Origin of the sequence: Lentzea sp. NPDC051213 (assembly GCF_044455585.1) — a bacterium.
Classification (GTDB): domain Bacteria; phylum Actinomycetota; class Actinomycetes; order Mycobacteriales; family Pseudonocardiaceae; genus Lentzea.
Genome location: NZ_JBITEX010000014.1, coordinates 109,695 through 136,609 on the forward strand (window position 1 = coordinate 109,695; position 26,915 = coordinate 136,609).

At 70.4% G+C, this 26,915-nt stretch carries 30 protein-coding genes and 1 pseudogene; 13 read left to right on the top strand and 18 right to left on the bottom strand.

All coding sequences use genetic code 11. The annotated features are described in order from the left end of the window. Positions 1–38: 38 nt before the first annotated feature. Complete coding sequence (locus ACIA8G_RS42410; protein ID WP_396424483.1) at positions 39–680, bottom strand: TVP38/TMEM64 family protein; 642 nt, start codon at positions 678–680, stop codon at positions 39–41. Between the two features lie 30 nt (positions 681–710). Here ACIA8G_RS42410 and ACIA8G_RS42415 point away from each other — a divergent pair, with 30 nt between their 5' ends. From ACIA8G_RS42415 to ACIA8G_RS42425, 3 genes and pseudogenes are all read left to right on the top strand, one after another. After that, complete coding sequence (locus tag ACIA8G_RS42415; protein WP_396424484.1) at positions 711–1,535, top strand: aldo/keto reductase; 825 nt, start codon at positions 711–713, stop codon at positions 1,533–1,535. An 8-nt stretch (positions 1,536–1,543) separates the two neighbouring features. Further along, positions 1,544–2,131: an SMI1/KNR4 family protein gene (locus ACIA8G_RS42420; protein WP_396424485.1), complete on the top strand. Its 588-nt coding sequence runs from the start codon at positions 1,544–1,546 to the stop codon at positions 2,129–2,131. 189 nt (positions 2,132–2,320) lie between these two features. Beyond that, positions 2,321–2,737, top strand: a pseudogene (locus tag ACIA8G_RS42425) (MgtC/SapB family protein); the annotation flags it as partial. A gap of 2 nt (positions 2,738–2,739) precedes the next feature. Here ACIA8G_RS42425 and ACIA8G_RS42430 read toward each other — a convergent pair. The 4 genes from ACIA8G_RS42430 to ACIA8G_RS42445 all read right to left on the bottom strand — a co-directional run bounded on the left by ACIA8G_RS42430 (position 2,740) and on the right by ACIA8G_RS42445 (position 5,944). Continuing rightward, positions 2,740–3,048 (bottom strand): DUF1540 domain-containing protein, encoded by a 309-nt coding sequence (locus ACIA8G_RS42430; RefSeq protein WP_396424486.1) that lies wholly within the window; start codon positions 3,046–3,048, stop codon positions 2,740–2,742. An 81-nt stretch (positions 3,049–3,129) separates the two neighbouring features. Continuing rightward, positions 3,130–3,717, bottom strand: coding sequence for a nucleotidyltransferase domain-containing protein (locus tag ACIA8G_RS42435; protein ID WP_396424487.1), 588 nt, complete (start codon positions 3,715–3,717; stop codon positions 3,130–3,132). After that, the gene (locus tag ACIA8G_RS42440; protein ID WP_396424488.1) at positions 3,714–4,481 is read right to left on the bottom strand and encodes an amino acid ABC transporter ATP-binding protein; all 768 of its coding nucleotides are present in this window, start codon (positions 4,479–4,481) and stop codon (positions 3,714–3,716) included. The genes ACIA8G_RS42435 and ACIA8G_RS42440 overlap by 4 nt, the downstream gene beginning before the upstream one ends. Continuing rightward, entirely contained in the window at positions 4,478–5,944 is a 1,467-nt protein-coding gene (locus ACIA8G_RS42445; protein ID WP_396424489.1) for an ABC transporter substrate-binding protein/permease, read from the bottom strand. Before ACIA8G_RS42445 ends, ACIA8G_RS42440 begins: the two co-directional genes overlap by 4 nt. 80 nt (positions 5,945–6,024) lie before the next feature. On the opposite strand from ACIA8G_RS42445, the gene ACIA8G_RS42450 reads away from it, so the two are divergent. After that, positions 6,025–6,804, top strand: coding sequence for an alpha/beta fold hydrolase (locus tag ACIA8G_RS42450; RefSeq protein WP_396424490.1), 780 nt, complete (start codon positions 6,025–6,027; stop codon positions 6,802–6,804). Here ACIA8G_RS42450 and ACIA8G_RS42455 read toward each other — a convergent pair. Together ACIA8G_RS42455 and ACIA8G_RS42460 are read right to left on the bottom strand one after the other, a co-directional pair. Next, positions 6,788–7,543 (bottom strand): class I SAM-dependent methyltransferase, encoded by a 756-nt coding sequence (locus ACIA8G_RS42455; RefSeq protein ID WP_396424491.1) that lies wholly within the window; start codon positions 7,541–7,543, stop codon positions 6,788–6,790. The two genes, ACIA8G_RS42450 and ACIA8G_RS42455, sit on opposite strands and share 17 nt — an antisense overlap. A gap of 10 nt (positions 7,544–7,553) precedes the next feature. After that, positions 7,554–8,822, bottom strand: coding sequence for an epoxide hydrolase family protein (locus ACIA8G_RS42460; protein ID WP_396424492.1), 1,269 nt, complete (start codon positions 8,820–8,822; stop codon positions 7,554–7,556). Between the two features lie 133 nt (positions 8,823–8,955). Between ACIA8G_RS42460 and ACIA8G_RS42465 the strand changes: the two genes are divergently transcribed. From ACIA8G_RS42465 to ACIA8G_RS42480, 4 genes are all read left to right on the top strand, one after another. After that, on the top strand, positions 8,956–9,540 hold the full coding sequence (locus ACIA8G_RS42465; RefSeq protein ID WP_396424493.1) for an NADPH-dependent F420 reductase: 585 nt from the start codon (positions 8,956–8,958) through the stop codon (positions 9,538–9,540). After that, positions 9,537–10,565: an LLM class flavin-dependent oxidoreductase gene (locus ACIA8G_RS42470; RefSeq protein WP_396424494.1), complete on the top strand. Its 1,029-nt coding sequence runs from the start codon at positions 9,537–9,539 to the stop codon at positions 10,563–10,565. Before ACIA8G_RS42465 ends, ACIA8G_RS42470 begins: the two co-directional genes overlap by 4 nt. 96 nt (positions 10,566–10,661) lie before the next feature. Continuing rightward, positions 10,662–10,967, top strand: coding sequence for a hypothetical protein (locus ACIA8G_RS42475; protein ID WP_396424495.1), 306 nt, complete (start codon positions 10,662–10,664; stop codon positions 10,965–10,967). 93 nt (positions 10,968–11,060) lie between these two features. After that, a complete protein-coding gene (locus tag ACIA8G_RS42480) occupies positions 11,061–11,465 on the top strand; it encodes a hypothetical protein (RefSeq protein ID WP_396424496.1) in 405 nt (134 codons plus the stop codon). Positions 11,466–11,526: 61 nt separating this feature from the next. Here the strand turns inward: ACIA8G_RS42480 and ACIA8G_RS42485 are convergent, their stop codons facing one another. The 3 genes from ACIA8G_RS42485 to ACIA8G_RS42495 are packed head-to-tail and all read right to left on the bottom strand — an operon-like array spanning position 11,527 to position 15,206. Continuing rightward, positions 11,527–12,546, bottom strand: coding sequence for a hypothetical protein (locus tag ACIA8G_RS42485; RefSeq protein WP_396424497.1), 1,020 nt, complete (start codon positions 12,544–12,546; stop codon positions 11,527–11,529). Then, the gene (locus ACIA8G_RS42490; RefSeq protein WP_396424498.1) at positions 12,539–14,119 is read right to left on the bottom strand and encodes a hypothetical protein; all 1,581 of its coding nucleotides are present in this window, start codon (positions 14,117–14,119) and stop codon (positions 12,539–12,541) included. Before ACIA8G_RS42490 ends, ACIA8G_RS42485 begins: the two co-directional genes overlap by 8 nt. Before the next feature lie 49 nt (positions 14,120–14,168). Next, complete coding sequence (locus tag ACIA8G_RS42495; RefSeq protein ID WP_396424499.1) at positions 14,169–15,206, bottom strand: TDT family transporter; 1,038 nt, start codon at positions 15,204–15,206, stop codon at positions 14,169–14,171. 70 nt (positions 15,207–15,276) lie between these two features. Between ACIA8G_RS42495 and ACIA8G_RS42500 the strand changes: the two genes are divergently transcribed. Beyond that, on the top strand, positions 15,277–16,206 hold the full coding sequence (locus ACIA8G_RS42500; RefSeq protein WP_396424501.1) for a LysR family transcriptional regulator: 930 nt from the start codon (positions 15,277–15,279) through the stop codon (positions 16,204–16,206). Then, complete coding sequence (locus tag ACIA8G_RS42505; RefSeq protein WP_396424502.1) at positions 16,190–16,549, top strand: HNH endonuclease; 360 nt, start codon at positions 16,190–16,192, stop codon at positions 16,547–16,549. The genes ACIA8G_RS42500 and ACIA8G_RS42505 overlap by 17 nt, the downstream gene beginning before the upstream one ends. Here the strand turns inward: ACIA8G_RS42505 and ACIA8G_RS42510 are convergent. The 3 genes from ACIA8G_RS42510 to ACIA8G_RS42520 all read right to left on the bottom strand — a co-directional run bounded on the left by ACIA8G_RS42510 (position 16,546) and on the right by ACIA8G_RS42520 (position 18,556). Beyond that, positions 16,546–17,037 (bottom strand): hypothetical protein, encoded by a 492-nt coding sequence (locus tag ACIA8G_RS42510; RefSeq protein WP_396424503.1) that lies wholly within the window; start codon positions 17,035–17,037, stop codon positions 16,546–16,548. The two genes, ACIA8G_RS42505 and ACIA8G_RS42510, sit on opposite strands and share 4 nt — an antisense overlap. Before the next feature lie 69 nt (positions 17,038–17,106). Continuing rightward, positions 17,107–17,553, bottom strand: a complete 447-nt coding sequence (locus ACIA8G_RS42515) for a hypothetical protein (protein WP_396424504.1) — start codon at positions 17,551–17,553, stop codon at positions 17,107–17,109. A gap of 85 nt (positions 17,554–17,638) precedes the next feature. Further along, a complete protein-coding gene (locus ACIA8G_RS42520; RefSeq protein ID WP_396424505.1) occupies positions 17,639–18,556 on the bottom strand; it encodes a hypothetical protein in 918 nt (305 codons plus the stop codon). 136 nt (positions 18,557–18,692) lie between these two features. Between ACIA8G_RS42520 and ACIA8G_RS42525 the strand changes: the two genes are divergently transcribed. Continuing rightward, positions 18,693–20,096 carry a YdiU family protein gene (locus ACIA8G_RS42525; protein ID WP_396424506.1) on the top strand — a complete coding sequence of 468 codons (1,404 nt, stop codon included), beginning with the start codon at positions 18,693–18,695 and terminating at the stop codon, positions 20,094–20,096. A 2-nt stretch (positions 20,097–20,098) separates the two neighbouring features. Then, positions 20,099–20,494: a tRNA (N6-threonylcarbamoyladenosine(37)-N6)-methyltransferase TrmO gene (tsaA, locus tag ACIA8G_RS42530; protein WP_396424508.1), complete on the top strand. Its 396-nt coding sequence runs from the start codon at positions 20,099–20,101 to the stop codon at positions 20,492–20,494. A 269-nt stretch (positions 20,495–20,763) separates the two neighbouring features. Here the strand turns inward: tsaA and ACIA8G_RS42535 are convergent, their stop codons facing one another. The 5 genes from ACIA8G_RS42535 to ACIA8G_RS42555 all read right to left on the bottom strand — a co-directional run bounded on the left by ACIA8G_RS42535 (position 20,764) and on the right by ACIA8G_RS42555 (position 25,260). Continuing rightward, complete coding sequence (locus ACIA8G_RS42535; RefSeq protein WP_396424509.1) at positions 20,764–21,318, bottom strand: hemerythrin domain-containing protein; 555 nt, start codon at positions 21,316–21,318, stop codon at positions 20,764–20,766. A gap of 109 nt (positions 21,319–21,427) precedes the next feature. Continuing rightward, positions 21,428–21,751, bottom strand: coding sequence for a plasmid stabilization protein (locus ACIA8G_RS42540; protein ID WP_396424510.1), 324 nt, complete (start codon positions 21,749–21,751; stop codon positions 21,428–21,430). Positions 21,752–21,791: 40 nt separating this feature from the next. Continuing rightward, a complete protein-coding gene (locus ACIA8G_RS42545) occupies positions 21,792–22,283 on the bottom strand; it encodes a phosphatase PAP2 family protein (protein WP_396424511.1) in 492 nt (163 codons plus the stop codon). Between the two features lie 60 nt (positions 22,284–22,343). Further along, entirely contained in the window at positions 22,344–24,629 is a 2,286-nt protein-coding gene (locus tag ACIA8G_RS42550; RefSeq protein ID WP_396424512.1) for a GH92 family glycosyl hydrolase, read from the bottom strand. 22 nt (positions 24,630–24,651) lie between these two features. Further along, on the bottom strand, positions 24,652–25,260 hold the full coding sequence (locus ACIA8G_RS42555; protein WP_396424513.1) for a hypothetical protein: 609 nt from the start codon (positions 25,258–25,260) through the stop codon (positions 24,652–24,654). 107 nt (positions 25,261–25,367) lie between these two features. Between ACIA8G_RS42555 and ACIA8G_RS42560 the strand changes: the two genes are divergently transcribed. After that, complete coding sequence (locus tag ACIA8G_RS42560; protein ID WP_396424514.1) at positions 25,368–26,825, top strand: PA domain-containing protein; 1,458 nt, start codon at positions 25,368–25,370, stop codon at positions 26,823–26,825. Positions 26,826–26,915 lie beyond the last annotated feature (90 nt).

The window sequence follows — 26,915 nt, forward strand, 5'->3', positions numbered from 1 at the left end:
CCGTCCCGGTCTCCCGCCGGGACGGCTTTTGCGTCTCGCTAGGTGTCCACGCGGGCGGCTTTGACGAGGCTTCGGCCCCACCACAGGCCGGCGACGGCCAGCACCGCCCAGATCGACAGCGCCACGATCGACCGCGGCGACCCCAGGTCGCTCAGCGCATCGCCCAGCACCGCCGCGAGCACGGTCGACGGCACCAGCCCCAGCGCCGTGCCCACCGCGAAGTCCCGGCCCCGCACCGACGTGACACCCGCGCCGTAGTTGGCCAGCGCGAACGGCACGATGGGCAGCAATCGCACCACGAGCGTGGCCTCGACACCGCGCCGTGCGAAGACTTCTTCGACGACCTTGAGCCGCTCCCCCATCCAGCCCGCGATGGCGTCACGCCCGAGCATGCGGGCGACGGTGAACGCGATCATCGCCCCGGCGGTGAACCCGGCGATCGCGAGAACGCTCCCCCACCCGACGCCGAAGAGCAGCCCCGCCGCCGTGGCGAGCACCGGTTTCGGGAAGAACACCGCAGTGCCGAACGCGCAGACGGCCAGGAAGACGACCGGCGCCGCCGGTCCCGCCGTCCGGACGAGCTCACGCAGCCCGGCGCCGTCCGGGATGTCGGCGAGCTGGGCCACGACGGCCAGCGCCACGACGAGCAGCGCCAGCACCACCAGGCCCGCACGTCGCATCGGTCCAACGTACCGGGCATCCTTGCGCCCATGACGATCGCGCTGCCGTCTGGAGAGACCATCCCGGCGCTCGGCATGGGCACCTGGATGATGGCCGAGGACCTCGCTCACCGCGCCGGCGAGATCGCCGCGCTCAGAGCCGGCCTCGACCTCGGCCTGACCCTGATCGACACCGCCGAGATGTACGCCGGCGGCGCGGCCGAGGCGCTCGTCGGCGAGGCCATCGCCGGGCGCCGCGACGAGGTGTTCCTCGTGTCGAAGGTGCTGCCGGGCAACGCGAGCGCTACCGGCACCGTGCGCGCGTGCGAGTCCAGCCTGCGCCGTCTGGGCACCGACCGCATCGACCTCTACCTGCTGCACTGGCGCGGCCGCTTCCCGTTGGCGCAGACCCTCGACGGCTTCGCGGCACTGGCCGAGGCCGGCAAGATCCGCCACTGGGGCGTCAGCAACCTCGAGCTGGCCGACATGCAAGAGCTGACCGCGCTGCCGGGCTTCTGCCAGACCGACCAGATCCTCTACAACCTGTCCCGCCGCGGCCCCGAGCACGACCTGATGCCGTGGCTCGCCTCCCAGGGCATCCCGATCATGGCCTACTCCCCCGTCGAGCAGGGCCGCCTGCTCGACGATCCCCTGCTGGCCGAGATCGGGCGCCGCCACGACGCCACCGCCGCCCAGGTCGCGCTGGCGTGGGTGCTGCGGCTGCCGTACGTCAACGCCATCCCCAAAGCCGGCTCCGTCGAGCACGTCCGGGAGAACGCCGCCGCGCTGTCGTTGCGGCTGTCCGAACAGGACCTCGCCGACCTCGACCGCGCCTACCCGCCCCCTGCCGGGCCGGAGCCGCTCGCCATGCTTTAGTTCCGTTCGTGAGCTGGACCGGTATCGAGGCGTGGGCCCGGACGAATCTCCCCGAGCTGGTCTTCCTGCCGCCCTCCTCGGCCGCGGACATCGCCGCCGCGGAGGAAACCCTCGGGCGGGCACTGCCAGGCGATCTCGCCGCGTGGTGGCGGCAGTACGGCGGCGTCGGTGACGAGTACACCCGCTGGGAGTTCGTCCCGCCGTCCTGGCAGCCGCACTCCCTGCGCGAGGCGCTGCACTTCCGCACGCTGATGATCGACGCGATCCGGGGCATCGCCTTCTCCTCACCCGACGAGGAAGCGGCCTACGAGGCGACGGCGCTGGCCGAGCCCGCGGGCACCCCGTGCTCCGACCTGTGGCTGCCCGCCTGGCTGCCGATCGCCGCGGACGGCTGCGGCTGGGAACTCTTCGTGGACCTGCGCGGCGGCCCGGCGCACGGCTGCGTCATGGAGTGGGACAAGTACGGCGGCGCGGAAGGCGAACCGTTGTGGCCCAACGTCACGGAGATGTTCGACCACGCATTGCGAGCGCTCGACAGCGGCGGCGACAACGAGCACAAGCTGGTGTTCGAGCACGACAGCTTCTACTGGGAATGAGACGCGCGTCCCACTCTCACGACGGCCTCACGACCGGCCCGGTAGCGTCACGGACCGTCCAACCGGCCAGACACAGGAAGCGAGGTGAGCGACACATGCCAGGCGACAGTAGCCAGCGCAGGTCACTTCACCTCGCACGCTCCAGTTCTGGCGTGTGACGCACACCCCCTGACCAAGGGGAGTCACACGATGCACGTCTTCGACATGACGCTGCGCATTGCCGAGAGCATGGGCCTCGGCGCGTTGATCGGTTTCGAGCGGCAGTACCGCTCGCGCATGGCGGGCCTGCGGACCAACGCCCTCGTGGCGGTGGGAGCCGCGTTGTTCGTCCTGCTGTCCGCACAAGGATTCGACGGCCAGGGCGACCCCACGCGGGTGGCCGCTCAGGTCGTGTCCGGAATCGGGTTCCTCGGCGCCGGCGTGATTCTGCGCGACGGCCTGTCCGTGCGCGGGCTCAACACCGCGGCCACGCTGTGGTGCGCGGCCGCGGTGGGCTCACTGGCGGGCGCCGGCCTGCACGTCGTCGCGGCGGTCGGCACGGTGGCGATCATCGCGTTCAACGTCGGCCTGCGCGAACTGGGCCGAGCCGTCGACCGCAAAGAAGAAGACTAGCGGGGCTGGTAGGTAAGGCAGTTCGCGTGGTGGTCGCCCGCACCAGGGCCGATGCGCACGCTCTGCGCCGTGCACTCCAGCGAGGCGTTGTGCGTGCAGTCGGTGCGGAGACAGGCACCCACCTGCGCGACGACCTTGTCCAGCCCGCCCTTCGTGGTCAACGGGATGAAGGTGCCGCAGTCGGCAGCCCCGTTGTCGCCGCGCACGGTGATCGCGAAGGCGTGGCAGCCGTCGTGGTTGTACGAGCACTCGCTCACGCTGCAGTCGTGGACGGCGGGCATCGCCGGGTTCTCGAGGGTGGTCATGTCCGCTCCTGCCGTGGTGGGAAAGGTTCGGTGTTTCCGGACGATGCCACCACGGCAGGAGCCCCGCAATTCGAGGAAATGTCATTCGGACAAGCGCGTCAGCCAGGGATGCGGGCCGCCGATCGCGTCCGCGAGCCATCGCCGTTGCACATCGCTGAGCAGCGGCAACACCGCGTCGAAGTCGATCTGGTCCTTCTCGCGCGGCGCTTTCGATTTGTAGCAGAGCTGGATCTCCGGTGCCAGGTACGGGATGCCGGACTCAGTGGTGTGGGTGAGCGTGCCGACAGGACGCCGCACCCGCGGGTCACGCCGGGAAACCCAGTCGTCGCCGTCGGATTCGTCCAGCATCACCTGCACTCGCCACGGAGCGGACGCGGACGGGCGGCACCAGATGTCGTGGACGTCCGCGGGCAGGATCTCGCCGGGCCGCCACGGTCGGAGCGCGCCCGGCGGGTCGGCGGCCCACCACTCCCAGCCGGACAACGCTCGTTGCGCCGCCAGTTGGTCGCGGCGCAGCAGAAGCACGTCGATGTCGCCGTGCGGGCGCAAGGTCCGGCCGACCGCGAACTCGATGGCGTAGCCGCCCGCGATCCACCAGTGGATGCCGCCGAACAGGCCGGCGACCTCCTCAGGGCGCAGAGGTTGCCACGGCCACTCGGTCAGCTTCATCCGTGGTCGAGGACGCGCTTGAGGAATCGTTGCGTCCGCTCCTCCTGAGGATCTCCGATCACCTGCGCGGGACTCCCCCGTTCCACGATCACCCCGCCATCGAGGAACAGCACCTGATCCGCGACGTGCTCAGCGAACCGGATCTCGTGCGTCACGATCACCGTCGTCCACCCCTGCGAGGCCAGATCCTTGATCACCGCCAGCACCTCCCCCACCAGCTCGGGATCGAGCGCCGAGGTCGGCTCGTCGAACAGCACCACGCGCGGCTTCAACGCCAGCGCCCTGGCGATGCCGACACGTTGCTGCTGCCCACCGGAAAGCTGGTACGGGTACGACGAAGCGCGGTCGGCCAGCCCCACCTGATCCAGCAGGACCCGCGCCTCCTCGCGGACCTCGTCCTCGGGCCGTTTCTGGGCGACGACCGGGCCCTCGGTGAGGTTCTCCAGGACCGTGCGGTGCGGGAAGAGGTTGTGGGACTGGAACACCATCCCGCTCTGCGCACGCAGCCGCTGGCTTTCCGCGCGTCCCGCCTTGCCCGGCGGCAGCGCGGAGAAGTCCACCGAGACGTCGTCGATGCGGATCACGCCGCTGTCCGGGGTGTCGAGGACGTTCAGCGCGCGCAGCAGGGTGGTCTTGCCGGAGCCGGACGGGCCCAGCAGGGCGGTGGAGGTGCCGCGCGGGGTGGTGAAGTCGATGCCGCGCAGGACGTCCAGCGAACCGAACGACTTGTGCAGGCCAGAGACCTCGATGCGGATGTCGGTCATGCGATCACGTACCTGTTCAGCCTGGTCTCCAGTCGTTTCTGCGCCGCCGACAGCGCCACGCAGATCACCCAGTAGTAGAGCCCCGCGAACGAGTACAGGGCGAGGAACTCGTTGCTCTCGGCCGCAGCCAGCTGCGACTCGCGGAAGAGTTCGGTCAGCAGCACGACCGAGCCCAGCGACGTGTCCTTCAGCAACGACAACAAGGTGTTGGACAGCGGCGGCACGGCGGTGCGCGCGGCTTGGGGCAGCACGATGCGGCGCAACGTCTGCGTGTAGCCGAAGCCGATGGTCGACGCCGCCTCGAACTGGCCGCGTGGCACGGACAGGATCGCCGAGCGGACTACCTCGGCCGCGTAGCCGGCGACGTTGAGCGAGAACGCCACGACGGCGGCGGTGAACGGCGGGAACTTCAGGCCGATCTGCGGCAGGCCGTAGAAGACGATGAACAGCTGCAGCAGCAGCGGGGTGCCGCGGATGATCGAGATGAACGCCCGCGCGAGGCCGGACAGCACGCGGTACGGCGAGATTCTCGCCAGCGCGACCAGCAGGGCCAGTGCCAGGCCGATCGCGAACGACAGCGCCGTCAGCGGGATGGTGACCTTCACCAGGCCCACGAACATCGGCCACGCGGTGGTGCGCAGGACGTCCCACGTGCTGCGCGGGCCTCTGCCCTGGGACAGATCCGCGGTGCCGCCGTCCGCCTTGGACACGTCGGCCTTGAAGTACTTCTCGGAGATGCCACGCAGCGTGCCGTCGGCCTTCAGGGCGTCGATCGCCTGGTTGGCCTGGCCCAGCAGCGCGCTGTCCGCCTTGCGGAGGGCCAGGACCTGCTCGCTGCCGGACTGGCCCGCGTCGCCGGCGATCTCGACGTCCTTCGAGCCGGTCGAGGCGAGGTAGTCGAGCACGGCGATGTTGTCGTTGACGATCGCGTCGACCCGGCCCTGGGTGAGCAGGGCGGCGGCCTGGGCGAAGCCTTCGACGGCCTCCACGCGGGCGCCGGCGTCGCGGGCGACCTTGGCCCAGTTGCTGGTGCTCGACTGGGCGGTGGTCTTGCCGTTGAGGTCGGCGAGGGTCTTGACCCGGTCGTCGCCGGTGCGGCGGACGATCACGCCGCGCGAGTAGGTGTAGGTGTTCGAGAGGCCGTATTTGGCCTTGCGTTCGTCGTTGACCGACACCTGGTTGGCGATGAGGTCGATCCGGGCGGCGTCGAGGGCGGGGAAGATCGCGTCCCACTGCGTCTCGACGAACTCCAGCCGCCAGCCGGCCTTCGCGGCGATCGCCTTGATCACCTCGATGTCGTAGCCGGTCAGTTCCTGGCTCTGCGGGTCGTGGAACGAGAACGGCGGATAGGTGCCCTCGGTGCCGACCCGGACCACAGGCTGTTGTTCTTGCGCCGCCGCCGTCGGGGGGACGACGATCAACAACAGCAGGAGCAGCACCACGCCCCTGATCACTTGTCGCATTCGGGCAGGGTAGAGCGAACAGGGCAGGTGGCGCTGATGATCCACTATGCGGGACGGCGCGGGAGATGTGAGGGTGTGGCATGGGGACCGTGACGACGGACGGCGGGCAGCCGGTGTCCTACGTGGATCACGGCGGTGACGGCCCGGCGGTCGTGCTGCTGCACAGCTTCCTGATGGACGCGACGATGTGGGCGCCGCAGGTCGAGGCGTTCGGCGACGCCTTCCGGCTGATCGCGGTCGACGAACGCGGCCACGGCCAGACGCCCGCGAACGGGCCGTTCGACCACTGGGACGTCGCGAAGGACGTTCTCGCCGTGCTCGACGATCTCGGGATCGCGTCGGCGGCCGTCGTCGGAACGAGTCAGGGCGGGTTCGTCGCGCTGCGGATGGCGTTGCTCGCACCGCAGCGGGTCACGGCGCTGGGGCTGCTGGGCACGTCTGCTGAGCCGGAGGACGAGCAGATCGCCGCCGCGTACCACCAGCTCGCGGAGGTCTGGATCGCGCAGGGGCCGGACACGGTGATCGACGCCGTGGCCAAGATCTGCCTGGGCGACTACGACGCGTCGGAGTGGACGGCGAAGTGGCGGGAGATCGAAGGCGAGCGGCTGCGGCTGATCATGAACGCGCTCGTCGACCGCGAAGGCGTGCTGGTGCGCCTCGGCGAGATCCGGCAGCCCGCGCTGGTACTGCACGGTACGGCGGACGTCGCCTACGCAGTCGCGAGGGCCGAGGAGATCGTCGCCGCGTTGCCGAACGCCGAGCCGCTGGTCACGGTCGAGGACGGTGCGCACTTCCTCAGCCTCACCCACGCCGACGACGTCAACCCGCACCTGCGGAGGTTCCTCAGCGCACACCTCTGACGGCCCACGCCCTGGCGGTGAGCTCGATCGGGCCGCCGCCGTTGGACAGGCGCGAACGCAGCAGGTCGCGCAGCAGGTCGCGGTGGTCGTCGGGCAGCGTCGCGACGTAGGCGGGCGCCGCTCCCGTGCGGCCCAGGAAGGGCTCCCAGAAGTCGTCGAAGTCGCGGAAGACCGTGGGCACGACGATGCCGAACACCTCGACGTCGCGCAGTCCTGCGCCGGTCCACAGGGCCCGCAACGGGCCCGGCAGGCACACCGGGGCGAACAGCGGGCCTTCGTCGTGGGCGGCGGAGGCGGGGTCGATGTCCTTCGCGGCGTCCCAGAAGTGGCGCATCATCTGCATGCCGCTCGTGTAGTCCCAGACGTAGGACCCCACGTACGAACCGGCACGCGCGAACTCGGCCACGGCGCGGGCCGCGTCCGGCACGAAGCTGAGCACGAGCCCGCTGACCACGACATCGGCCTGGCGCGAGCCCAGGTCGGACGCGTCACCGACCTCGAACGTCGCGCCCGGCACGCGTTGCGCGGCCAGGTCGAGGAAGCCCGCGGACGGGTCGACGCCGGTGATCGCGGCCGGCTGGGCGTGCTCCAGCACGGTCTCGGTCAGCGCGCCGGTGCCGCATCCGACGTCGAGCCACGTCCGGCCGGGTGGCGCGTCGAGCCACCGCACGAACTCCGCCGCCACCGGCCTGCTCCACCGACCCACGTACCGCTCGTACGCGTCCCCGAGATCCCACACGCTCTCGAAGCTAGCGGAGCGACCTGAAGCCCGCCCACAACTCCTGGGCGAACAGCTGCGGCTGTTCCCAGGCCGCGAAGTGCCCGCCCTTGGCGACCCGGTTGTAGTGGACGAGGTTCGGATAGGCGCGCTCGGCCCAGCTCCGGGGCGCCTGGTAGACCTCGGCCGGGAACACGCTCACCGCGACGGGTAGCTGCACGCCCTTGGCGGCGATCACCGAGTACTTGCTCTCCCAGTACAGGCGGGCGGCGGAGATCGCTGTGTTCGTCAGCCAGTACAGCGAGATGTTCTCGACGACGTCCCGCCTGCTGAGCCCGTCGGGGTGGCCGTCGAACGCCTTCGCGATCAGCTCCAGGCTGGCCGTGTTGTGGTCGATCAGGAACGACGCCAGCCCGACCGGTGAGTCGGTGAGCGCTCGCAGCGTCTGCGGGCGGGTGCCCATGATCCGGGCGTAGGCCTGGCCCCTGCCGTAGCGGACGAGCAGGTCCTGCCACGCCTTGAGCTCGTCGGCCTGCAGGCCGGGTGGCTGCGGGCCGCCGGCGCGGGCGGCGTTGTCGATGTCGACGGGTACCGCGCCGGGCAGGTTGGTGTGCACGCCGAGGAGTCCGGCCGGCTTCCGCAGCGCCATCAGGTCGACGATCAACGCGCCCCAGTCGCCGCCCTGCGCGACATACCTGTCGTAGCCCAGGCGCCGCATGAGCTCGATCCACGTGCCGGCGATGCGGTCGGGGCCCCAACCGGTCGTCGTCGGCTTGCCGGAGAAGCCGTAGCCGGGCATCGACGGGATGACCAGGTGGAAGGCGTCCTCGGCCTTGCCGCCGTGCGCGGTCGGGTCGGTGAGCGGTCCGATGATCTTGAGCTGCTCGATGACCGAGCCGGGCCAGCCGTGCGAAACGAGCAACGGCAGCGCGTTCTCGTGTTTGGACCGGACGTGCAGGAAGTGGATGTCCAGGCCGTCGATCTCGGTCATGAACTGCGGGAGCGCGTTGAGCTTGGCCTCGGTGCGGCGCCAGTCGTACTCGTGGGCCCAGTAGCGGGCGAGGGCGCGGACCGTCCTGTCCGGCGCGCCTTGCGACAGGTCCGTCACGGTCTCCGTGTCCGGCCAGCGGGTGGCGAGGACGCGGCGGCGCATCTCGACCAGGTCGCGCTCGGGGATCCGCACCCGGAACGGCCGGATGCTTCCTGTCGCCTGGGCCGGCGACGCTTTGAGCAGCCCGAACGTGAGCGCTGCGGCGGTGGAGGCGGACAGGAAAGTGCGGCGGGACGGCTCGTTGAACACGGTCCCGACCGTAGGAATGGCGCACCGGCCGTCGCGAGCGTCGGGTGACGGCGTTCCGGTACGTCATCGGGAATATCCGCGCGCCAGGCCCGTTAGGTTGGATGACACGTCAACTAACTAGGTCGGGTGCGCTGTGAAGATCGCAGTTCTCGGTGCGGGCCACGTCGGTCCCGTCGTCGCGCGGCTCGCCCTGGCGGCCGGTTTCCCGGTGGCCATCGCGGGTTCCGGCGATCCCGCGCGGATCGAGATGATCACCGAGTTCCTCGCGCCGGGCGCGGTGGCCAGCTCGGCCGCCGACGCGGTCGCGGACGCCGGCCTCGTGGTGCTGGCGATCCCGTGGCACCGGTTCGGGACGCTCGAACCGGGCCTGTTCGACGGCAAGCTCGTCGTGGACGCGATGAACCAGTGGCCGCCCGCGGGGGCTCCGCTGGGCACCAGCGAGGAGGTCGCGGCCCGGCTGGCCGGCGCCCGCGTCGTCAAGTCCCTCAACCACGTCGCCTACCAGGACATGGAGCCGCCGGACGGCCGTGCCGTCGGACTGGCCGGCGACGACCCGGCCGCGGTGGACGTCGTCGCCTCTTTCCTCGAGCGCATCGGGTTCGACCCGGTGCGGGTGGGGACCCTGGCCGCGGGACGGCTGCTGGAACCGGGCAGCCCCGTCTTCGGCGTGGCGGCCGGCAGGCCGGAATTCGAGAAGTTCGCGAAGGAGCTGTCATGAACACGTTCGGACTCGACACGTTCGGCGACGTCACCAACGACGCCTCGGGCGCGCCCCTGACGCACGCCCAGACCATCCGCAACCTGGTCGAGCAGGGCGTGCTCGCCGACCAGGTCGGCCTCGACTTCTTCGGCATCGGCGAGCACCACACGCCGGACATGCCCCTGTCGGCGGCGGATGTCGTGCTGGCCGCGATCGCCGCCCGCACGTCCGGCATCCACCTGGGTTCGGCCGTGACGGTGCTCAGCTCCGACGACCCGGTCCGGGTGTACCAACGATTTTCGACGTTGAACGCCCTGTCGGACGGCCGCGCGGAGGTCATCCTGGGCCGCGGGTCCAGTGTGGACTCGTTCCCGCTGTTCGGCTACGACCTGGCCGACTACGAGGACCTGTTCGAGGAGAAGACGCACCTGTTCGCCGAGCTGCTCAAGGGCGGTCCGGTGACGTGGCAGGGCAAGACCCGCGCGTCGCTGCACGAGCAGGACGTCGTGCCGTTCACCGAGCCGTTCCCGACGTGGATCGGCGTCGGCGGCAGCCCGCAGTCCGTCGTGCGCGCGGCCTCGTACGGGTTCTCGCTGATGCTCGCGATCATCGGCGGCCACCCGTCGCGCTTCGCCCCGTTCTCCGAGCTCTACCGGCACGCCCTGGAGAAGTTCGGCCGCTCACCGCTGCCGATCGGCATCCACTCCCCCGGCCACGTCGCGGAGACCGATGAGCAGGCCCAGGAGGAGTTCTGGCCGCACTACCTCGACGTGATCGGCCGCCTCGGCAAGACGCGCGGGTTCGCGACGCCGACCCCGCAGTCGTACGCCCACGAGGTCGGTCCGCACGGCGCGCTGTTCGTGGGGTCGCCGGACACGGTCGCCGCCAAGATGGCCAAGACGATGACGGTGCTGGGGGCCAGCCGGTTCGACCTGAAGTACGGGATCGGCGGGCTGTCGCACGAGTCCCTGATGCGGACGATCGAGCTGTACGGCACGAAGGTGGTGCCGCAGGTGCGCGAGCGGCTGGCGGACCAGAACTAACTGATCACCCCGTCCACACTGGACTCTTCAGGTTCGGCCTGAAGATACTGTGGACGGGGTGGAGCGGTCGACCGCCGTGCAGCAGAGGGGGACGCGATGACGAACGGCCCGATCACGCAGGACGGACGGCGCCTGATCCGCGAGGCGTTGATGGACCTGCACGAGGCCACGTCGGTCGACGGACCGGCGAGCAGGGAAGAGAGCGAGATCCTCAGCGGGGTCATGACCATGCTGGCCTTCTCCGGCATCGAGGTCGCCCGGCGCGTGCGTGCCGGCACGAACCTCGACGCTGATGCGGCCCGTGTGCTGGACGAGTTCGAGGAGCACATCACGCGGGCGGGCTCGCTCTCGCAGCAGTTCCTGGGACTCGTCAAGCGGATGGAGCACCCGCCAGGGTCTTGATCTGTTCACCCGATCGGCGGTGCGCTCGGCCGAACGGGGTAGGCCAGGATCGAGAACGCGCGATACGCGCACTGTCGATTCCTGGGGGGAACCGTGAAGACAGTAGTTGCACTGCTCGCTGCACTTTTCCTGGTGCTGGTGCATCCCGTCGCGGGTGCGAACGCCGCACAGCAGGCCCTGCGGATGCCGCCGCCGGGAGACTGCGGCGACCGGGTCCAGGCCTATGCGAGGACCGGGCAGCCCGTCAACGCCTGGAACATCAGGGTCACCGGACCTGGGCTCACCGAGATCCTGCCCGGCAGGGCAGGCCGGGTGTTCCTGGTGTTCCACGACGATGACGACGACGAACAGCGTGACGTGTTCATCGACGACAGCCACCCGCTCAACGTGTTCGCCACGGTCAACGGCCGGCGGGTCGTGATCGCCGTGAGCGCGACGGACATCAACAACCGCGTCACCTACTGCACGAAGAACATCCCGTTCAACCACAACCCCTAGCGGGACGAGCTGATCACCCCGTTCACCGTGTCCACTCTGGACACGGTGAACGGGGGTGACGTCACCAGCGGTCGCGGACGTACCAGGTCGGCCGATCTCGCCACTGCCGCAGCGCGAGTCCAGGTCGTTCACCGGGAGCGAGCTCGACGTGGGCGACACAGCCCAGGCTCGGGCTGATGACGTCGAAATTCCGGGTCACGGAGGCGAGCTTGCCGATCACCTCGGCCAAGTCCGGCCGGCCGATCGGCAGGGTGTGCTCGAGGTAGGGACGTGTGGTCGGCGGCCATTCGTCGTCGCCCACGAACAGTTCCCAGTGCTCCTCGTCGGGTGTGCAGCGGACGAGCGAGCGCGCTGTCCCGACGGCGGCGCAGTCCTGGAGCGAGTCGAAGACGGCGAGGTAGTGGTGCCCGTCGATCAGTTCGGCGGTGCGGCGGGCGTTGCGGACCACGAGCCGGGGTACGAGCCTGGCCGCCTCGTGCTCGTCCAGGGGCAGAGCTGTGTTCCCGCCCGGTTCCACGGCCACGGCGTAGGCCGAGCCGAGGTCCAGCACGTCGACCGGGTCGCGGAACAGCGCCCAGCCCGCGGTCAGCTCGGCCCGATGCCGTTCGCGGCGCTGCCGGACCAGAGCCGCCATCGCGGGCAGCGCACTGTCCACATCGGTCTCTTCCGCGCTCCACGACGGTTCGTCCGGCAGGCGGATCATCAGGTCGGACTTCGACCACCGGACGCGGAGGCGCCCGTCGAACTCCAGCTCACGGCCCGTTTTCGTCATGACTACCGCGAACGGGCGGCCCTTCTCGGACAGCACGTGGCACCGCCAGCCGTCCCACGCGACCCGGTCGAGGCGCCGGGCGATGTGCTCGGCGCCGGCCTGGCTGACCGCGACGATGTGGTCGTAGGACCGCTCGTCGAACCTGCTGCGACTCCAGTCGCGCTGGCCGTTGTACTGCTCGTCGCCGTAGATCTCCGGTCGCCGGATCAGGCCGTGGGCGTTGTCCAGGTTGCTGAGGTCCTGCCGGTTCTCGAACACGCCGTAGTAGCGGTAGTCGGCGAACAGCGAACTGACATCGCGGTCAGCCACGGCTGCCTCCTCCGGTGAGCCGCGCCGCCTCGTGCTCGTCGAGCGGCAGGACGCGCGGGCGGACGCTGGCCTCGGCCCTGGTGAGCTGGTCCGTCGGCTGCCATCCCGCCGGTCCGGCGAAGCCCTCGTCGACGCCGTTCTCGCGGCGCACCACCGCCAGCGCGTTGCGCAGTGCCAGCGCGTCCGCCTCGCTGGAGAAGAGGCCGAAGTACTGGCGGGCGTCGTCGCGGTGCAGCACGGTTCTGTCCATGCGGGCGGAGATGTACCTGGACATCTCCGTGCGGTGCTCGTCCTTCTCGTAGAAGACCCAGTCCTCGTCCTGCCGGCTTTCGAGCAGATCCGACGGTTCCCAGCCGAGGTCGCGAACGGAAGCCTCGTTCCGGCCGTCGAGCCGCACGTGCGCCACCGGACCGAGCTCACCGCGGACCTCGAAGTACCGGACCCGCGTGGCCTTGAGCATCGTGGTCAGCCGGCGCACGTCCGCCTTGCCGATCGGCAGCGGGAAGACCGTCCGCGGCCGCGCCGACCGCAGCCACACCCCCTTGCGCAGGAACAACTCCCACCGCGCCTGGTCCGGCGTGCAGCGGACCACGGAGTGCGCGTTGCGGACGTCGAGCACGTCGGTGCGGCTCGGGAAGACCGCGAAGTAGTGGTGGCCGTCGATCGGCTTGACGTGCCGGCGCTCGTGCCGGACGAAGATCCGCAACGCGACCTGCTGCGCCTCCGGCACGCTCACCGGGACGACGGTCAGGTCCGTGCGCTTGGGTTTGCGCACGATCTCCTCGGCGGCGTACAGGTCGAGCACGTCGGTCGGCCGGTGGAAGACCGCGTAGCCACCGGTCAGCTGCGCGACCGTGCTCTCCCGGCGCAACCGGGTGAAGATGGCCATCATCTCGACGGCGGAGGCGAACCGGACCTCGTGGACGACCACGCTCGGTTCCCGCTCCGCCCCGCTCATCAGCTCCGACTGCACGAAGTCGTCGCCCATGAACGCGACCTCGCGATCCCGGGCGTCCGGGTCCTTGTGCACGGCGACGACGGCGAGCGGCCGTTGGTCGACCGACAGGATGTAGTGGCGCCGGATCTCTGCCCAGCGGGCGTCGATCCGCTGCTTCAGGTACTCGGCCTCGGCCTCGCTGACCGGGATGTACTCCTCGGTCCAGTCCCGGCCGGAGTCGAGGCGGTACAGCTTGTCCGTGCCGCCCCACCTGCCGTACCCGGTGTACGTCTCCTCGGTGTAGTCGTCTGGCCGGCGGATCAGCATGTACGCGTTGTCGAGGTCGAGCACCCCGATCGTGTCCTTGAAAACCGCGTAGTAGCGGTAGTCGGTCAGCGGCGACTCGTACCGCTGGAAGCGCACACCGCGCACCAAGCTGACGAGGAATCCGTTGGCGTACCCGAGCTCCTCTTCCCGGACGGTCCACGTCGGCTCGGCGGGCACCCGGCTCAGCAGGTTGGCCGGTTCCCACCGCAGGGTGTGGGTGAAGGCTTCCTCGACAGCGCCGGTCAGCCTCACCACGGCGTGCGGAGTTCGTTGGCCTTCAACGAGAATGACGAAATATTTGACACTCATGCGATCGCCCCCCAGCAGATCTTTTGGGGAGTTTACGTCGTGTGAGCGTTCAGCGGTGCCGGATTGTGCGGACCGCCACGGTGATCCACGCGAGCACCAGCGCTCCGTAGAGCACGACCGCGACGACGGTGAACAACACCGACGGCACATGGGCGGCGAGCGCGCTCGTGCCGGTCACCACCGTGCCGAGCGGGAACACGAAGCTCCACCACGTCAAGGCGAACGGAAGTCCACTTCGGACTGTTCGCAGGGTCACCGCCGCCGCGATCGCTAGCCACAGCAGGGCGAAGCCCCAGGTGATCGTGCCGTACAGGACGCCGAACGCGGCTTGGCCCGGCAGCACGGCGACACCGCCGAGCAGGTTCGCGGCGGTGATCGACTGGCCGAGCGGGCCCAGCACGATCCACAGCGTCGGCACCGTGTTCGCGGCGCCCAGGCCGTGCTGCACGAGGCGCTGCCAGATCTGCGGCACGATCACCATCGTCGCGAAGAGGCTCACGCCGAACAGGGCGTAGCAGGCGAGGACCATCGCCTGGCGGAAGCCGCCCTCCGGCAGGTGCTGCGCCAGCAGGGCGCCGGACGCGGCGGAGACCATCGGTGGCACGACGGGCATCAGCCAGCCGCCGAACGCGCGTTCGCCGCTGCCGATCATCCGCAGCGGGACCACCACGGCCGTTGCCAGGCCGAGCGCGGTGCCGGCCGTCCACAGTGTCCAGTCGATCGCCAGAGCCGCGGGCAGGCCGATCCAGTCGGCGCCGAGCAGCAGGGCGCCGGTGCCGACGGTCATCAACGCCATCGGCGGCGCGCCCCAGAACTGGGCCATCACCGGGTCGGCCAGTTGCGTGCGCACGGTCGTCCGCGTCCAGCGGCGTGCCGCCGCGACGACGAGCAGCACCAGGAGCGTGGCGTCGAGTGCCCACACGATCGTGGCGGTCGCGCGCAGGCCCGCCACGTGCAGCGGCAGGGATGCGGCGGCGGTGGCGACGATGCCGGTGCCCATCACCGAGGCGAACAGGTTCGGGCCGAAGGGTGCCGCTCGTCGCACCTCGAGGGGCACGGTGTGTGTTTGAGGTGCGAGAGCGGTCACGACACAACAGTGCTCGCGCCGCGGCGGCCTCGGTAGACACCGATCGCCGATGAGGGCATAGGCTGCCCCTATGCCTCTGCCGTCCAGGGTCACCGACCTGACCAGCTTCGAGCTGCTGCTGAGCGTGGCCGAGCTGGGCAGCATCGGGCGTGCCGCCAAGGCCCACGGCATGTCGCAGCCCTCAGCCAGCGAACGGCTCCGCACCCTCGAGGCGCGCGTCGGGGTGGCGTTGCTCGAACGGACCCCGCGCGGCGCGCGGCTCACCACGGCCGGGCAGCTCGTGGCCGGGTGGGCGGCGCCGGTGCTCGCGCGGGCGGTGGACCTCGACGCCGGGATCACCAGTCTGCGGGCGGACCGGCAGAGCCACCTCAAGATCGCGGCGAGCCTCACCGTGGCCGAGTACCTGCTGCCCGCGTGGCTGATCGCGTTGCGGGCGGTCAGCCCGGACACCGCGACCGTGCTGACGGCGGGCAACTCGGTGCACGTCGCCGAGCAGGTGCTGGCCGGCCGGGCGGACCTCGGTTTCATCGAGAGCACCGACGTGCCGGAGGGCCTGGCGAGCCGGGTCGTCAGCAGGGACGAGCTGGTGCTCGTGGTCGCGCCGGGCCATCCGTGGGCCAAACGCCGCCGGGTCACGGCCGCGAAGGTCGCCGCGACGCCGTTGGTCACCAGGGAACCCGGTTCAGGCACGCGGCAGGCGTGGGAACACGCGCTGCGGGCGGCGGGCATCGACGAGTCGGCCGGGTCGCTGCTGGAGATGTCGTCGACCACGGCGATCAAGGCGGCGGCGATCGGCGGCATCGGCCCCGCGGTGCTGAGCGTGCACGCGGTGGCGGCCGATCTCGACACCCGCACGCTGGTCCGGGTCGAGGTGAGCGATCTCGACCTGCACCGGGCGCTGCGGGCGGTGTGGCCGGCCGGGCAGACACCCCGGGGGCCCGCCTCCGACCTGTTGACCATCGCCACGCGTACTCTCACCCACCGTGCCGACCGGCGGTAGCAAACAGGTTCGCGCGGCCCGCAAGCGCAAGAAGCGGATGGCGCGCGTCGTCCACGACCTCACCGACCCGCAGTGGGACGCGCTCAAGACGTCGTGGGGTGGCTGCGCCTACTGCAGTTCGCCCGCCACGTCGCTGCAGAAGGACTGCGTGCAGGCCATCTCGCGCGGCGGGCGGTACACGCTCGGCAACGTCGTGCCCGCATGCGGGTCGTGCAACGCCAGCAAGTGCAACGCCGAGGTGACCGGCTGGCTGCGGCGCAAGAAGCTCGACGAACGCGCGTTCCTCGTGCGGCACTACGAGATCTCGAAGGACCTGGTCGCGCGGTTCACGCCTGTCGACTAGCCCGCTTTCTCCACGTGGAACGTCATGGCCGGGTAGCGCTGCTGCAGCCGGCTCGCGACCCCGACCGCGTCGCCCGAGGTCTGCACGGCGACCCCGGATCCGTCCACCCGCGCCGCCGCGGACACCACCGTGACCCCGAGTCCCAGCCAGTGGCCGGCCTCGTTCATCACCTGCTGAGCGGCCGCGCGCATCTCCACCCGCGTGTACCGGGCGTCCCGGAACACCACCCGCACGTTCGGCGTGGCCTCGGCGATCGCGGCGTCCAGTGCCGGGTCGGGCTTGCGGTGCACGACCATCATGGGCACTTCGTGCCGCAACTCCAGCCCGGCGTAGCTGACCGCGAACTCCGTCTCCAGGCGCGGCTCGACCACCCGCGCCGCCGAGGTCAGCCCGGGATCACCGGGCGTGGAGCCCGGTGTGGCGGCAGATGGCCGGCCGCAGGACGCCAGCGCCACGAGCAGCAGCGCCAGCACGACGGCTTTGTGCACGGGTAACCCCCAAATCACTCTGTCCCTTGAACAAACGGGACCGAGTGCCTCTGAGGTTGCTCGGTCCGGTCAGGCGGAGTTGCGCACCGCGGAGTAGTTCGCGAACAGGCCGTCCCAGGCCCGTGTGCAACGGACGTCGAGCTGCGCGTCCGCGCTCTGCCCACCACCGGCGAACCACGGCTCGCACGGTGCGATCTCGCCGAGTTGCCTGCGTGCCTCGGCGACGGCGTTGCGGCCGGCGGGCGGGAGCTTGTCGGCCTGCTTGTCGACCTCGTCGAGCACGCCGGCCACGTCGGTCATGAGGTGGGCGCAGTTGTCGACCGGGTCGACGGGCTCACCTCGCAGGCGGGCGACGCACGAGGTCAGCAGGATGCCGACCGCGTCGAGTCTCGGTTGCAGGTCCGGCAGCGGTGAGGCGGACGACGAGGGCGGTGCCGGGACGATCGTGGGCAGGGACGTGGTCCCGGTACCGCACCCGACCAGGAGGAATGCCAGCGCAATGGCGGAGTAGCGCACGTCAGGAGACCCTAGCCCTCCCCGCAACCCGGAACGGGCTGAGTCACCGGAACCGGTGACCCAGCCCGTCCTCAGGGGTGGAACGTCAGGCGCGGATGTAGGACTTCGCGCCTTCCGGGAAGTCCAGGGCGGCCGTGTCGCGGACGTCCTCGCTCACGACGGCGGACTTGCCCTTGCAGCCCGGCTCGGACCAGATCTTCACGGCACCGTCGGGGCTCAGCGACTGGAAGCCGCCGCGCAGGTCACCGCACTTGGCGTCGACCTTGACGCCGGTGGAGAAGTTGTTGCCGCTGAAGTCGTCGAAGTTCTTGCCGCTGAAGAAGGTGACGGAGTTCGCGGGCTTGGCGCCCGGCGCGGGCGGGGCCGGCTGCGTGGTCGGGACCTCGGCCGGGGCGACGGCGCGCTTGCCCTCGGGGTTGATCACGAACCACTTGTTGCCGACGTTCTGGCCCTTGATGTCACCCGCCTGGGTGTCCTTGCTGAAGAGGTAGATCGGGCGGCCGCCGAGGGTCACCTGGGTCTGGCCGTCCTTGCGCTTGATGAAGCCGATGTTCTCCCGCTTGATGCCGGGGAAGAAGAGCTTCGTGCCCTTCGCGACGGTGATCGGCGGCCACGTCTTGGCGCACTCATCGTTGCAATTGGACACTCCGCCCTTCACCGGGTCGTCGCTGAACCAGTAGATGGTGCGGCCGGCGCCGTTCACCACCGCCGGGTCGAGACCGCCCGCGTTGGCGACGCGCAGTTCCACCCACTTCTGCTTGACCTCGGGGGCCGCGGCCTCCGGGGCGCGGTCGCCGGTGGTCTTGTCGGCCTTGTTGGAGTTGGCCGAGCCGCGCAGGAAGTCCACTTCGGACTCGGCCGGGGCCGCCGCCTGCTGCTCCTGGGCCTGATCCGGTGCGGGCGCGGGGTTTGCGGACTGCGCGGAGCCGGTCTGGCACGCGGACAGTGCGACGGCGCTGACCGCGATGAGGGCAGCAACGATCCCAACTTGCTTGCGACGCATGGGTTTTCACTCCTGATTGGTCATCTTTCAACCTGTTCACCCCTGTCACGTACGGGCTCGCAGAACGGTTCACAAAAGATCTCCATGAGAGCGCGCTCACTTCGGTCGGTTGGACCGGGAAGGTACGGTTGGGGACGTGGAAATCAGCCTGAGCAGCGAGTTCGCCGCCGCGGTGCCGGAGATGGCCGTCGAGTGGGAGGCAATACCGGTCGAAAGACCGGAACTGCTCGTCCTCAACGAGCCGCTCGCGAAGGAGCTCGGCCTCGATCCGGCGTGGTTGCGGGGCGACGGTCTGCCGTTGCTCGTCGGCAACCTCAGGCCCGGCGTGGCGCAGGCGTACGCGGGGCACCAGTTCGGCGGCTACTCCCCCAGGCTCGGTGACGGCCGCGCGCTGTTGCTCGGGGAACTGACGCACGCCGACGGGCGCCTGCGCGACCTGCACCTCAAGGGCTCCGGCCGCACGCCGTTCGCGCGCGGTGGCGACGGGCTGGCCGCGATCGGGCCGATGCTGCGCGAGTACATCGTCAGCGAGGCGATGCACGCGCTCGGCATCCCGACGACCCGTTCCCTGGCGGTCGTGAGCACCGGCGCGACCGTGCAGCGCGACGAGCCGCTGGCAGGCGCGGTGCTCGCCAGGGTCGCCGCGAGCCACCTGCGGGTCGGCAGCTTCCAGTACGCGCGCAACACCGGCGACCAGGACCTGCTGCGCCGCCTCGCCGACCACGCGATCGCCCGCCACCACCCCGGCAGCACCTACGTCGAACTCTTCGAGCAGGTCGTCGCCGCGCAGGCAACGCTCGTCGCGCGGTGGATGCTCGTGGGGTTCATCCACGGTGTCATGAACACCGACAACATGACGATCTCCGGCGAGACCATCGACTACGGGCCGTGCGCGTTCATGGAGGCGTACGACCCGACGACGGTGTACAGCTCCATCGACCACCGCGGCCGCTACGCGTTCGGCAACCAGCCGATCATCGCCGAGTGGAACCTCGCCCGGCTCGCCGAGGCGCTGCTGCCGCTGTTCGCCGACGACGAGGACAAGGCCGTCGCGATCGCGATGGAAGCGCTCGGCACGTTCCAGGAGCAGTTCGAACGTGCCTGGATGACGGGCCTGCAGGCCAAGCTCGGGGTGTCCGGTGACGTCAAGCTGCTGGTCAAGGACCTGCTCGCGCTGATGCAGGAGAACCACGTCGACTTCACGTCGTTGTTCCACCGCCTCGGCGCGGCCGCTCGGGGCGATGCCGAGCCCGCCCGGTCGTTGTTCCTCGACCTCGCCGGGATCGACGGCTGGCTCGCGCGCTGGCGGGAACTGGAACCGGACGCCGGCGCGATGGACCGGGTCAACCCGGTCTACGTCCCGCGCAACCACCTCGTGGAAGAGGCGCTCGCGGCCGGCGCCGATGGCGACCTGGGCCCCCTGCAGCGGCTGCTGGACGCCGTCACGGCACCATATGGAGAACGTCCAGGGCTGGAGTACTACGCGACGCCGGCTCCGCAGGACTTCAGCGCCACCTACCGGACCTTCTGCGGGACGTGACCATGAAACTGCAGCCGATCGGCCACGTGAAATCGTCGCTCACCGACCGCTCGCAGGCCCCCAAGCAGGGCGACGAGGGCGCGCCGGACGCCTGGATCGTGTTCGCACCGGAGTTCGCGCGGGCGATGACCGAACTCGCCGCCGGTCAGGACGTGCTGGTGCTGACCTGGCTCGACCAGGCCGACCGCAGCGTGCTGGCCGTGCATCCGCGCAGCGACCCGGCCCGGCCGGAGACCGGGGTGTTCTCCACCCGATCGCCGGACCGGCCGAACCCCATCGGGCTGCACCGGGTCCGGATCCTCGCGGTCGACGGCGTCAAGGTGCACGTCGCCCATCTGGAGGCGATCGACGGCACCCCGGTCGTCGACGTGAAGCCGGTGCTGGGCACCGAACGCTGACGTCACCGCGCGGAGTGTCGTTGCTGGGCACGGAAGGCTGACGTCGCCGCGCGGAATGCCGGTGCGGCTCGGCGAATTCCGGGTACCCGCCTGGCATGACCCAGCCCGAACCACCCCCGGAACCCCTGCCCCAGCCGGGACCGGACCAGCCACGCCCGCCCGTTCCCGACCCCGACTCGCTGCCACCCAAGCCGGACCCGATCACCCATTGAGCAGCTGACATGCCACCGTCGCGACGCGGACAGCCCACGTCGCGACGGTGACGCGCGCTACGAGCCGGCCTTCTGCATTTCCCGCTGCAGCTCGGACTTGCTCATCGAGGACGCGTTCTGGACGCCGAGGTTGCGGGCCTGCGCGAGCAGCTCCTCGCGGCTGGCCTGGCCGGGGATGTCACCGAGGTGGTCGGCGCGGACCTGCGCGAACTTCTCGCCGAGCTCGTGGCGGCGTTCGGCGCTCAGGCGGCGCTTCATGCCCGGCAGCACCGTCTTCTCCTCTTCCTCGACGTGGTGGGTGACCGCGTCGACGACCTCGCGCAGCTTCGCGTCGAATCTCGGCGAGTCCCACTCGCAGTCGAGCAGCTCGGCGAGCAGCCGCTCGGCCTGGGCGTGCTCCTCCTGGCTGTGCTCCACCTCGTCGCTCTCCCCCGCCTCCTGCTTGGCGGCCGGGTAGACCTCGGTCTCCTCCGCGCGGCTGTGCGCGACGAGCAGGCCGCAGAGCACCGGGGTGAGCAGCGGCCGCTTCTCCGGGTGGTCTGTCAGCTCGGCGAACAGCCGCTCGACCTCGCGGTGGTCCTGCATGATCAGGTCGACGACGTCGTACTTCACGGTGGTTCTCCTTCAGTTCGGATAGCGCGAGGCATGCCGGTCCGCCCGGCGGCGGCCGTGCCGTGGTGGGCCTGCCGGGCGGAGTCGTCGTTTGTGGATGGTCAGGGCGTCAGCGGCCGAGGGCGCTGGCGAGCTCCTTCTTCGTCATCTTGGAGCGGCCCTTGATGTTCTTCTTCTTGGCCTCGTTGTAGAGCTGGTCCCTGGTCGGCCCCTGGGCTCCGGAGTGCGACCGCAGCCCGCCGCGCTTCTGCGGCGACATGTCCTTGATGGACGATCGGCTGGCGGTCTTGGACTCACCGGCCTGGGCCCGGTTCTTGTTCACCGTGCGGGCGGCGATCTCCTTCGCCCGCTTCGGCGACGTGCCGCGGCTCTCGGCGGAGTCCTTGATGTGTTCGTACTGGCGTTCGCGTTTCGCGTTCGATCCTGCGGGCATCACGACCTCCTGGTTCGCGAGTACCCGTGCCCGCGGCGACTCACACACGGGTGAGGACCAGCGCCACGGCCGCACCGATCAGCAGGCCGCCGAGGACGTCACTCGGCCAGTGCACACGGGTCCGCAACCGGCTGTACGCGACCAGGAGCACCAGCGGAACGACGAACGCGGCGGCCTTGCGGTCCACCAGCGCCGTGGCGGTGCCGAACGCCGCCGCCGTCACCGCGTGCTTGGACGGGAAGGACGACGAGTCCGGGTGTTCCGGCAATGCTGTTCTCGCCGGCATCGACGTCCTCGGCCTGCGGCGCGGCACCGCGAGGCCCGTCAGGTGGCCGATCGGCAGGGCGACGGCGGCGGCGAGGAGTGCCCGTTTCGCTGTTGCCGGTCTGCCCGCGAGGGCCAGCAATCCGGCTACCACCAGCCACAACACGCCACCTCGCGCGGTGATGCCGGCGGCGATCACGAGCGGGTTCGGACGTTCGGCCGGCAGCACCTCGCTGTCGTGCATCGCCTCTTCGTCGAGCTCGCCCACGTGCGCCTCCCGGGAGTCCTGACGTGGACTTCCCACGATCCGGCACGGCGAACCCCGCAGTTACAGCGTCACCACCAGGAGACCTCCGCGGCGCACGAACTCCTCCGGCAGCCACGGCTGCTCGACCAGCCGGCCGTTCCACCGCACGTTCTGCGCGTGGATGTTCGGTGCGCCGGGCGCGAGGATCGTGATGTTGCGGCCGGGGATGCGGGCCTTCGGGAACATCGGGCTCGACAGGTGGAGCTCGGCGCTGCTCGGGGTCCGGGGGTAGAGGCCGAGCGCGGCGAAGACGTACCAGGCCGACATCGTGCCGAGGTCGTCGTTGCCGGGCAGGCCGTTGGGCCCGGTGCGGTAGACCATGGTCGCCATCGCGCGCACGGTCTCCTGGGTCTTCCGCGGCTGGCCGAGTTCGTTGTACAGCCACGGGGTGTGGATGCCGGGCTCGTTCGTCGGGTCGTAGCGCAGCGGGTCGCCGCCGGTGGCCCACGAGCCGTCCGCGCGGTGGAAGAACGCGTCGAGCCTGGTCGCGGCGTTGTCCTTGCCGCCCATCACCTCGGCCAGGCCGGCGACGTCGTGCGGCACCATCCACGTGTAGGTGGCGCTGCTGCCCTGCGCGAAGCCCTGGTCGGAGGCCGGGTTGAACGGCGTGACCCAGGTGCCGTCCGCGCGGCGCGCCTGCTGGTGACCGGTGGCGGGGTTGAAGGTGTTGCGCCACCAGCCCGCGCGGGCCTTGAGGTCTGCTGAGGGACGGCCGAGGCGGGTGGCCAGGTCGGCGAGTGCCTGGTCGGCCACGGCGTCTTCGAGGGTCTCGGCGGCACCGCCCCAGCAGTGACAGGTGTCGTGCGGGGCGTAGCCGAGACGCAGGTACTCGGCGAGGTTCGGGCGCTGGCCCTCACACTGCCCGGGGCAGCCCTTGTCGGACAGGCCGTCCGGGTGCGGCACGGTGGCCTGGCGCAGCAGTGAGTCGAACGCGCCGTGCACGTCGAAGTCCTTGGCGCCCATGGCGTACATGCCCGCGACGGCCGGGGCGGACGGGTCGCCGGTCATGACGTGCGTCGGGCCGTTGACGTGGACCCAGCGGTCCCAGACCCCGCCGTTCTGGCGGGCGAGGTTCAGCAACGACTGGGCGTAGTCGCCGGCCACCCGCGGCTCCAGCAGGGCCAGCAGCTGGGTGTGGGCGCGGTACTGGTCCCAGCCGGAGAAGTTGCCGTACTGCGCTTGCTGACCCGGCGCGAGCCGGTGGACCTGCCGGTCGCTGCCGAGGTAGGTGCCGTCGACGTCGCTGGCCACGTTCGGTTGCAGGAACGCGTGGTACAGCGCGGTGTGGAAGACCGTGCGCTGGTCGGCGGTTCCGCCGTCGACCTCGACCGCGCGCAGCCGGCTCGCCCAGGCCTTTCTGGCCTCCTTGGCGACCTGGTCGACGGTGGCGCGCTTCGGGATCTCCGCTTCGAGGTTGCGCTGGGCGGCGGCCAGGCTGGTGTAGGAGATGCCGACGCGGGTGCGCACCTGAGTGTCCGCAAAGGACACATAACCGCCGGAACCCTTGCCGGCGCGGGCACTTCCGGTCAGGTAACCCTCGCCGCCCTGCGCGGTCGTCGTACCCGGCCTGAGCTCACCGTCGACCCACGTGCCATGAGCGGTGATCGGGCGGTCGAACGACGCGGTGAAGTACAGGCGGTAGTACGACTTCTGGTTGTTCACGCCACCGTTGGCGCGGCGGCCGCAGAACGCGCCGGTCAGCACCTCGCCGGACACCGTGTTCGCCACCGGGTCGATGGTGATCTTGGCGTCCTCGCTGCCGTTGAGCGAGTTCGACACGCGGAACAGCAACGATCCGGTGCCAGCGCTCGGGAAGGCGAACTCTCCGATGCCCGCGCGGGTCGTCACCGACAGGTCCGCCCTGGCACCGGACTTCAGCCCCACCCGGTAGCGGCCGGGTTCGGCGATCTCGTCGGCGTGTGCGAAGTCGCTCGCGTAGACCTGGTCCTTGGTGTCCGCCGTCGGTGACGAGGTGATCGCGCCGACGTGCGGCATGATCGGGACGTCGCCCGCCGCACCCGGATGGCAGCCCGCGCCGTTGACGTGCGTGAGGCTGAAGCCGGGCACCCTCGTGGCGTCGTAGGCGTAACCGTTGGCAGCGCCCGTGTTCGTCTGGTCGCCGCGGGTCGACGTGGGGCTCCACGAGATCATCCCGAACGGCCGCACCGCGCCCGGATAGGTGTTGCCGCCACCCGCCGAGCCGATCAGCGGGTCGACGTACCTCGTGTCATCTCGAACCGCCGCGCTCGCGGGAGACGCCAGCGCGGCGGTGAGGACGGTGACCAGAACGACCGGGAGCGCTCTCACGTCCCTGGACGCTACCCGGTACTCAGTAAACGCAGGGTGGCCGATAGCCGTCGATCTTGAGCCCCTGGAACTCCAGGTTGTTCGGCGTCTTGCCGACGAAGACCAGGCCACGGGCGTCGTCGAGTGCCTCGCTCAACGGGTAGGCGGGCGCGCCCAGCTCCGGCAGAGTTGTCCACTTTTCTGGCTTGAAGCTGAAGAACTTCGTGACGAGCCTGCCGCGGGTCGACGGGATCTTCGTTACCCACTTCGCGCCGCCGCTCCAGTCCGAGGCGGGTCGCAGCTGGACGTAGAGGTCGTCGGTGGCGCGGTAGGTCATCAGGAAACCGTCCGACCTGGACAGGTCGGCCTGGGCCTCGAACTTGTTGCCGAGCCAGAGGACCATCACGTGCCAGTCGTCGGCCAAGAACTTGATCTTAGCCGTGTAGTCGTGGCGCCCCTTGGGCACCAGGATGCTGCCGGTCGCGGGCTCGGTGGCCCCCTCACCGCTGGCCAGCCACTGCTGCAGCCGGTCGATGGACGGGGTGGCGCACTCACGTCCCGGCGAGGCGTTCGCCGCGGTTGTCGAGCCGAACAGGAAGGCCAGCGCGGACGCGATCACCGCGGCGCGGCCGAACGTCGATTTCAAGCGCATCCGGGGACGGTATCGGCAATTGGTTGAACCATTCTCTGTTCACAGATGACGCAGGGTCTCGTATGGCGGATTGTGAGCCGGGATCGCCATCGGTCACAGTCGACATCGTGCGACCTGCCAGATGCCTTGCATTCATAAGCGTCGTAACGATCTTCTCCCTCCAACTGACGGCTCCGGCCACCGCCGCCGAGGACTGCCCGGCCTCGATCGACGACCGGACCTTCGCGTCCGCCTCCTCCCTGCGGGAGCTGAACGCGACCGTCGCCGGCTTCGGGCTGCGCGCCACCGGAAGCCCGGCGCACAAACGCCTGATCTCCTGGCTGGAACGGCGCGTGACCCGGCTGCCCGGCATCTCCGTGCGGTCCGAGCAGTTCCGGATCCAGCGCTGGCACCCCGGCCCCGGCCTCCTCCTCGGCGCCGGCGGCGCCGTGCCGGTGGCGAGCGCGATCCCCTACTCCGCACCGGGTCTGCGGTCCGGCACGCTGGTCAAACTGCCCGCGGGCGAACCCATCACCGCCGCCAACGCGCGCGGCAAGGTCGTGCTGCGCGACTTCCCCGCTGTCGACCGCGGCTACTTCGCCGAACCGTTGCTGCACCAGGACATGGTCGACGCGGGCACCGCCGGTGCCGCCGGAGTCGTTGTCGCCTTCCCGTTCCCCCACGAGCAGGTGCGCGGCTACTGGGATCCGCACGTCGGCACGCACTACCGCGTGCCCGGCGTGTTCGTCGGTGCCGACGCGGCCCTCAAGCTGCAGGTGGGGACGCGCACGACCATCGGCGTGCTGGCCGGCCGCTCGCCGGCGACCACGCGGTCGCTGATCGCCACGCTGCCCGGCCTGAGCAGCGAGCGGATCGTCATCGACACCAACACCGACGGCGTGGGCTGGGTGCAGGAGAACGGCACGGTGGCGCTGCTCGCCCTGGCCGAACACTTCGCCCGGCTGCCGCTGCGCTGCCGGCCGCGCACCCTGGAGTTCGTCTTCGCGACCGGGCACCTGCACCGCCCGGCGGAGGGCAGCGAGTTCCGCGCCCGCGCGCTCGACGCCGACTACGACTCGGGTTCGGTCGCCTTCGCGTTCGTGCTGGAACACCTCGGCACACGCGAGTACCTGCCCAGCGAAGGCGAGCTGCGAGCCACGGGTGCCGCGGAGATCTCCGGCTGGTTCGCGGGCAGCCCGGTGCTCGCCCAGACCGCCACGACCGCTCTGGCCGGCCGGGCGGTCGATCGCACCATCGTCCTGCCGGGCAGCGATACCCCGGTGCCGGGCCGGGCGCCGCCGCAGTGCTCGTTCGGCGGCATCGGCACGCACTTCCACTCGCACCTGGTGCCGACGATGGCGATGATCTCCGGACCGTGGACGCTGTGGGCGCCCTCGTTCGGGGCGGACGCCGTCGACCACGAACGCATGCGGCGTCAGGTGCTGGCCGCCGGCGATGCTGTGCTGGCACTCGGCGCGGTGCCCCGGGAGCAGATCGCGGGGCCCTACCTCGACCTGCGGCAGGCGCGGGCCGGCGGTGCGCCGACGTGCTCGCACGACCTGCCACCCGAGTGGGCGCCGCGCTAGCTTGAGTTTTAACCTGTTCGGTCCGGGTGTGGGTGGCAGGGCTCGGTTGTGTTGTGGTGCTTGTGTTTGCGCCTGTCTGCGCTGGTGACG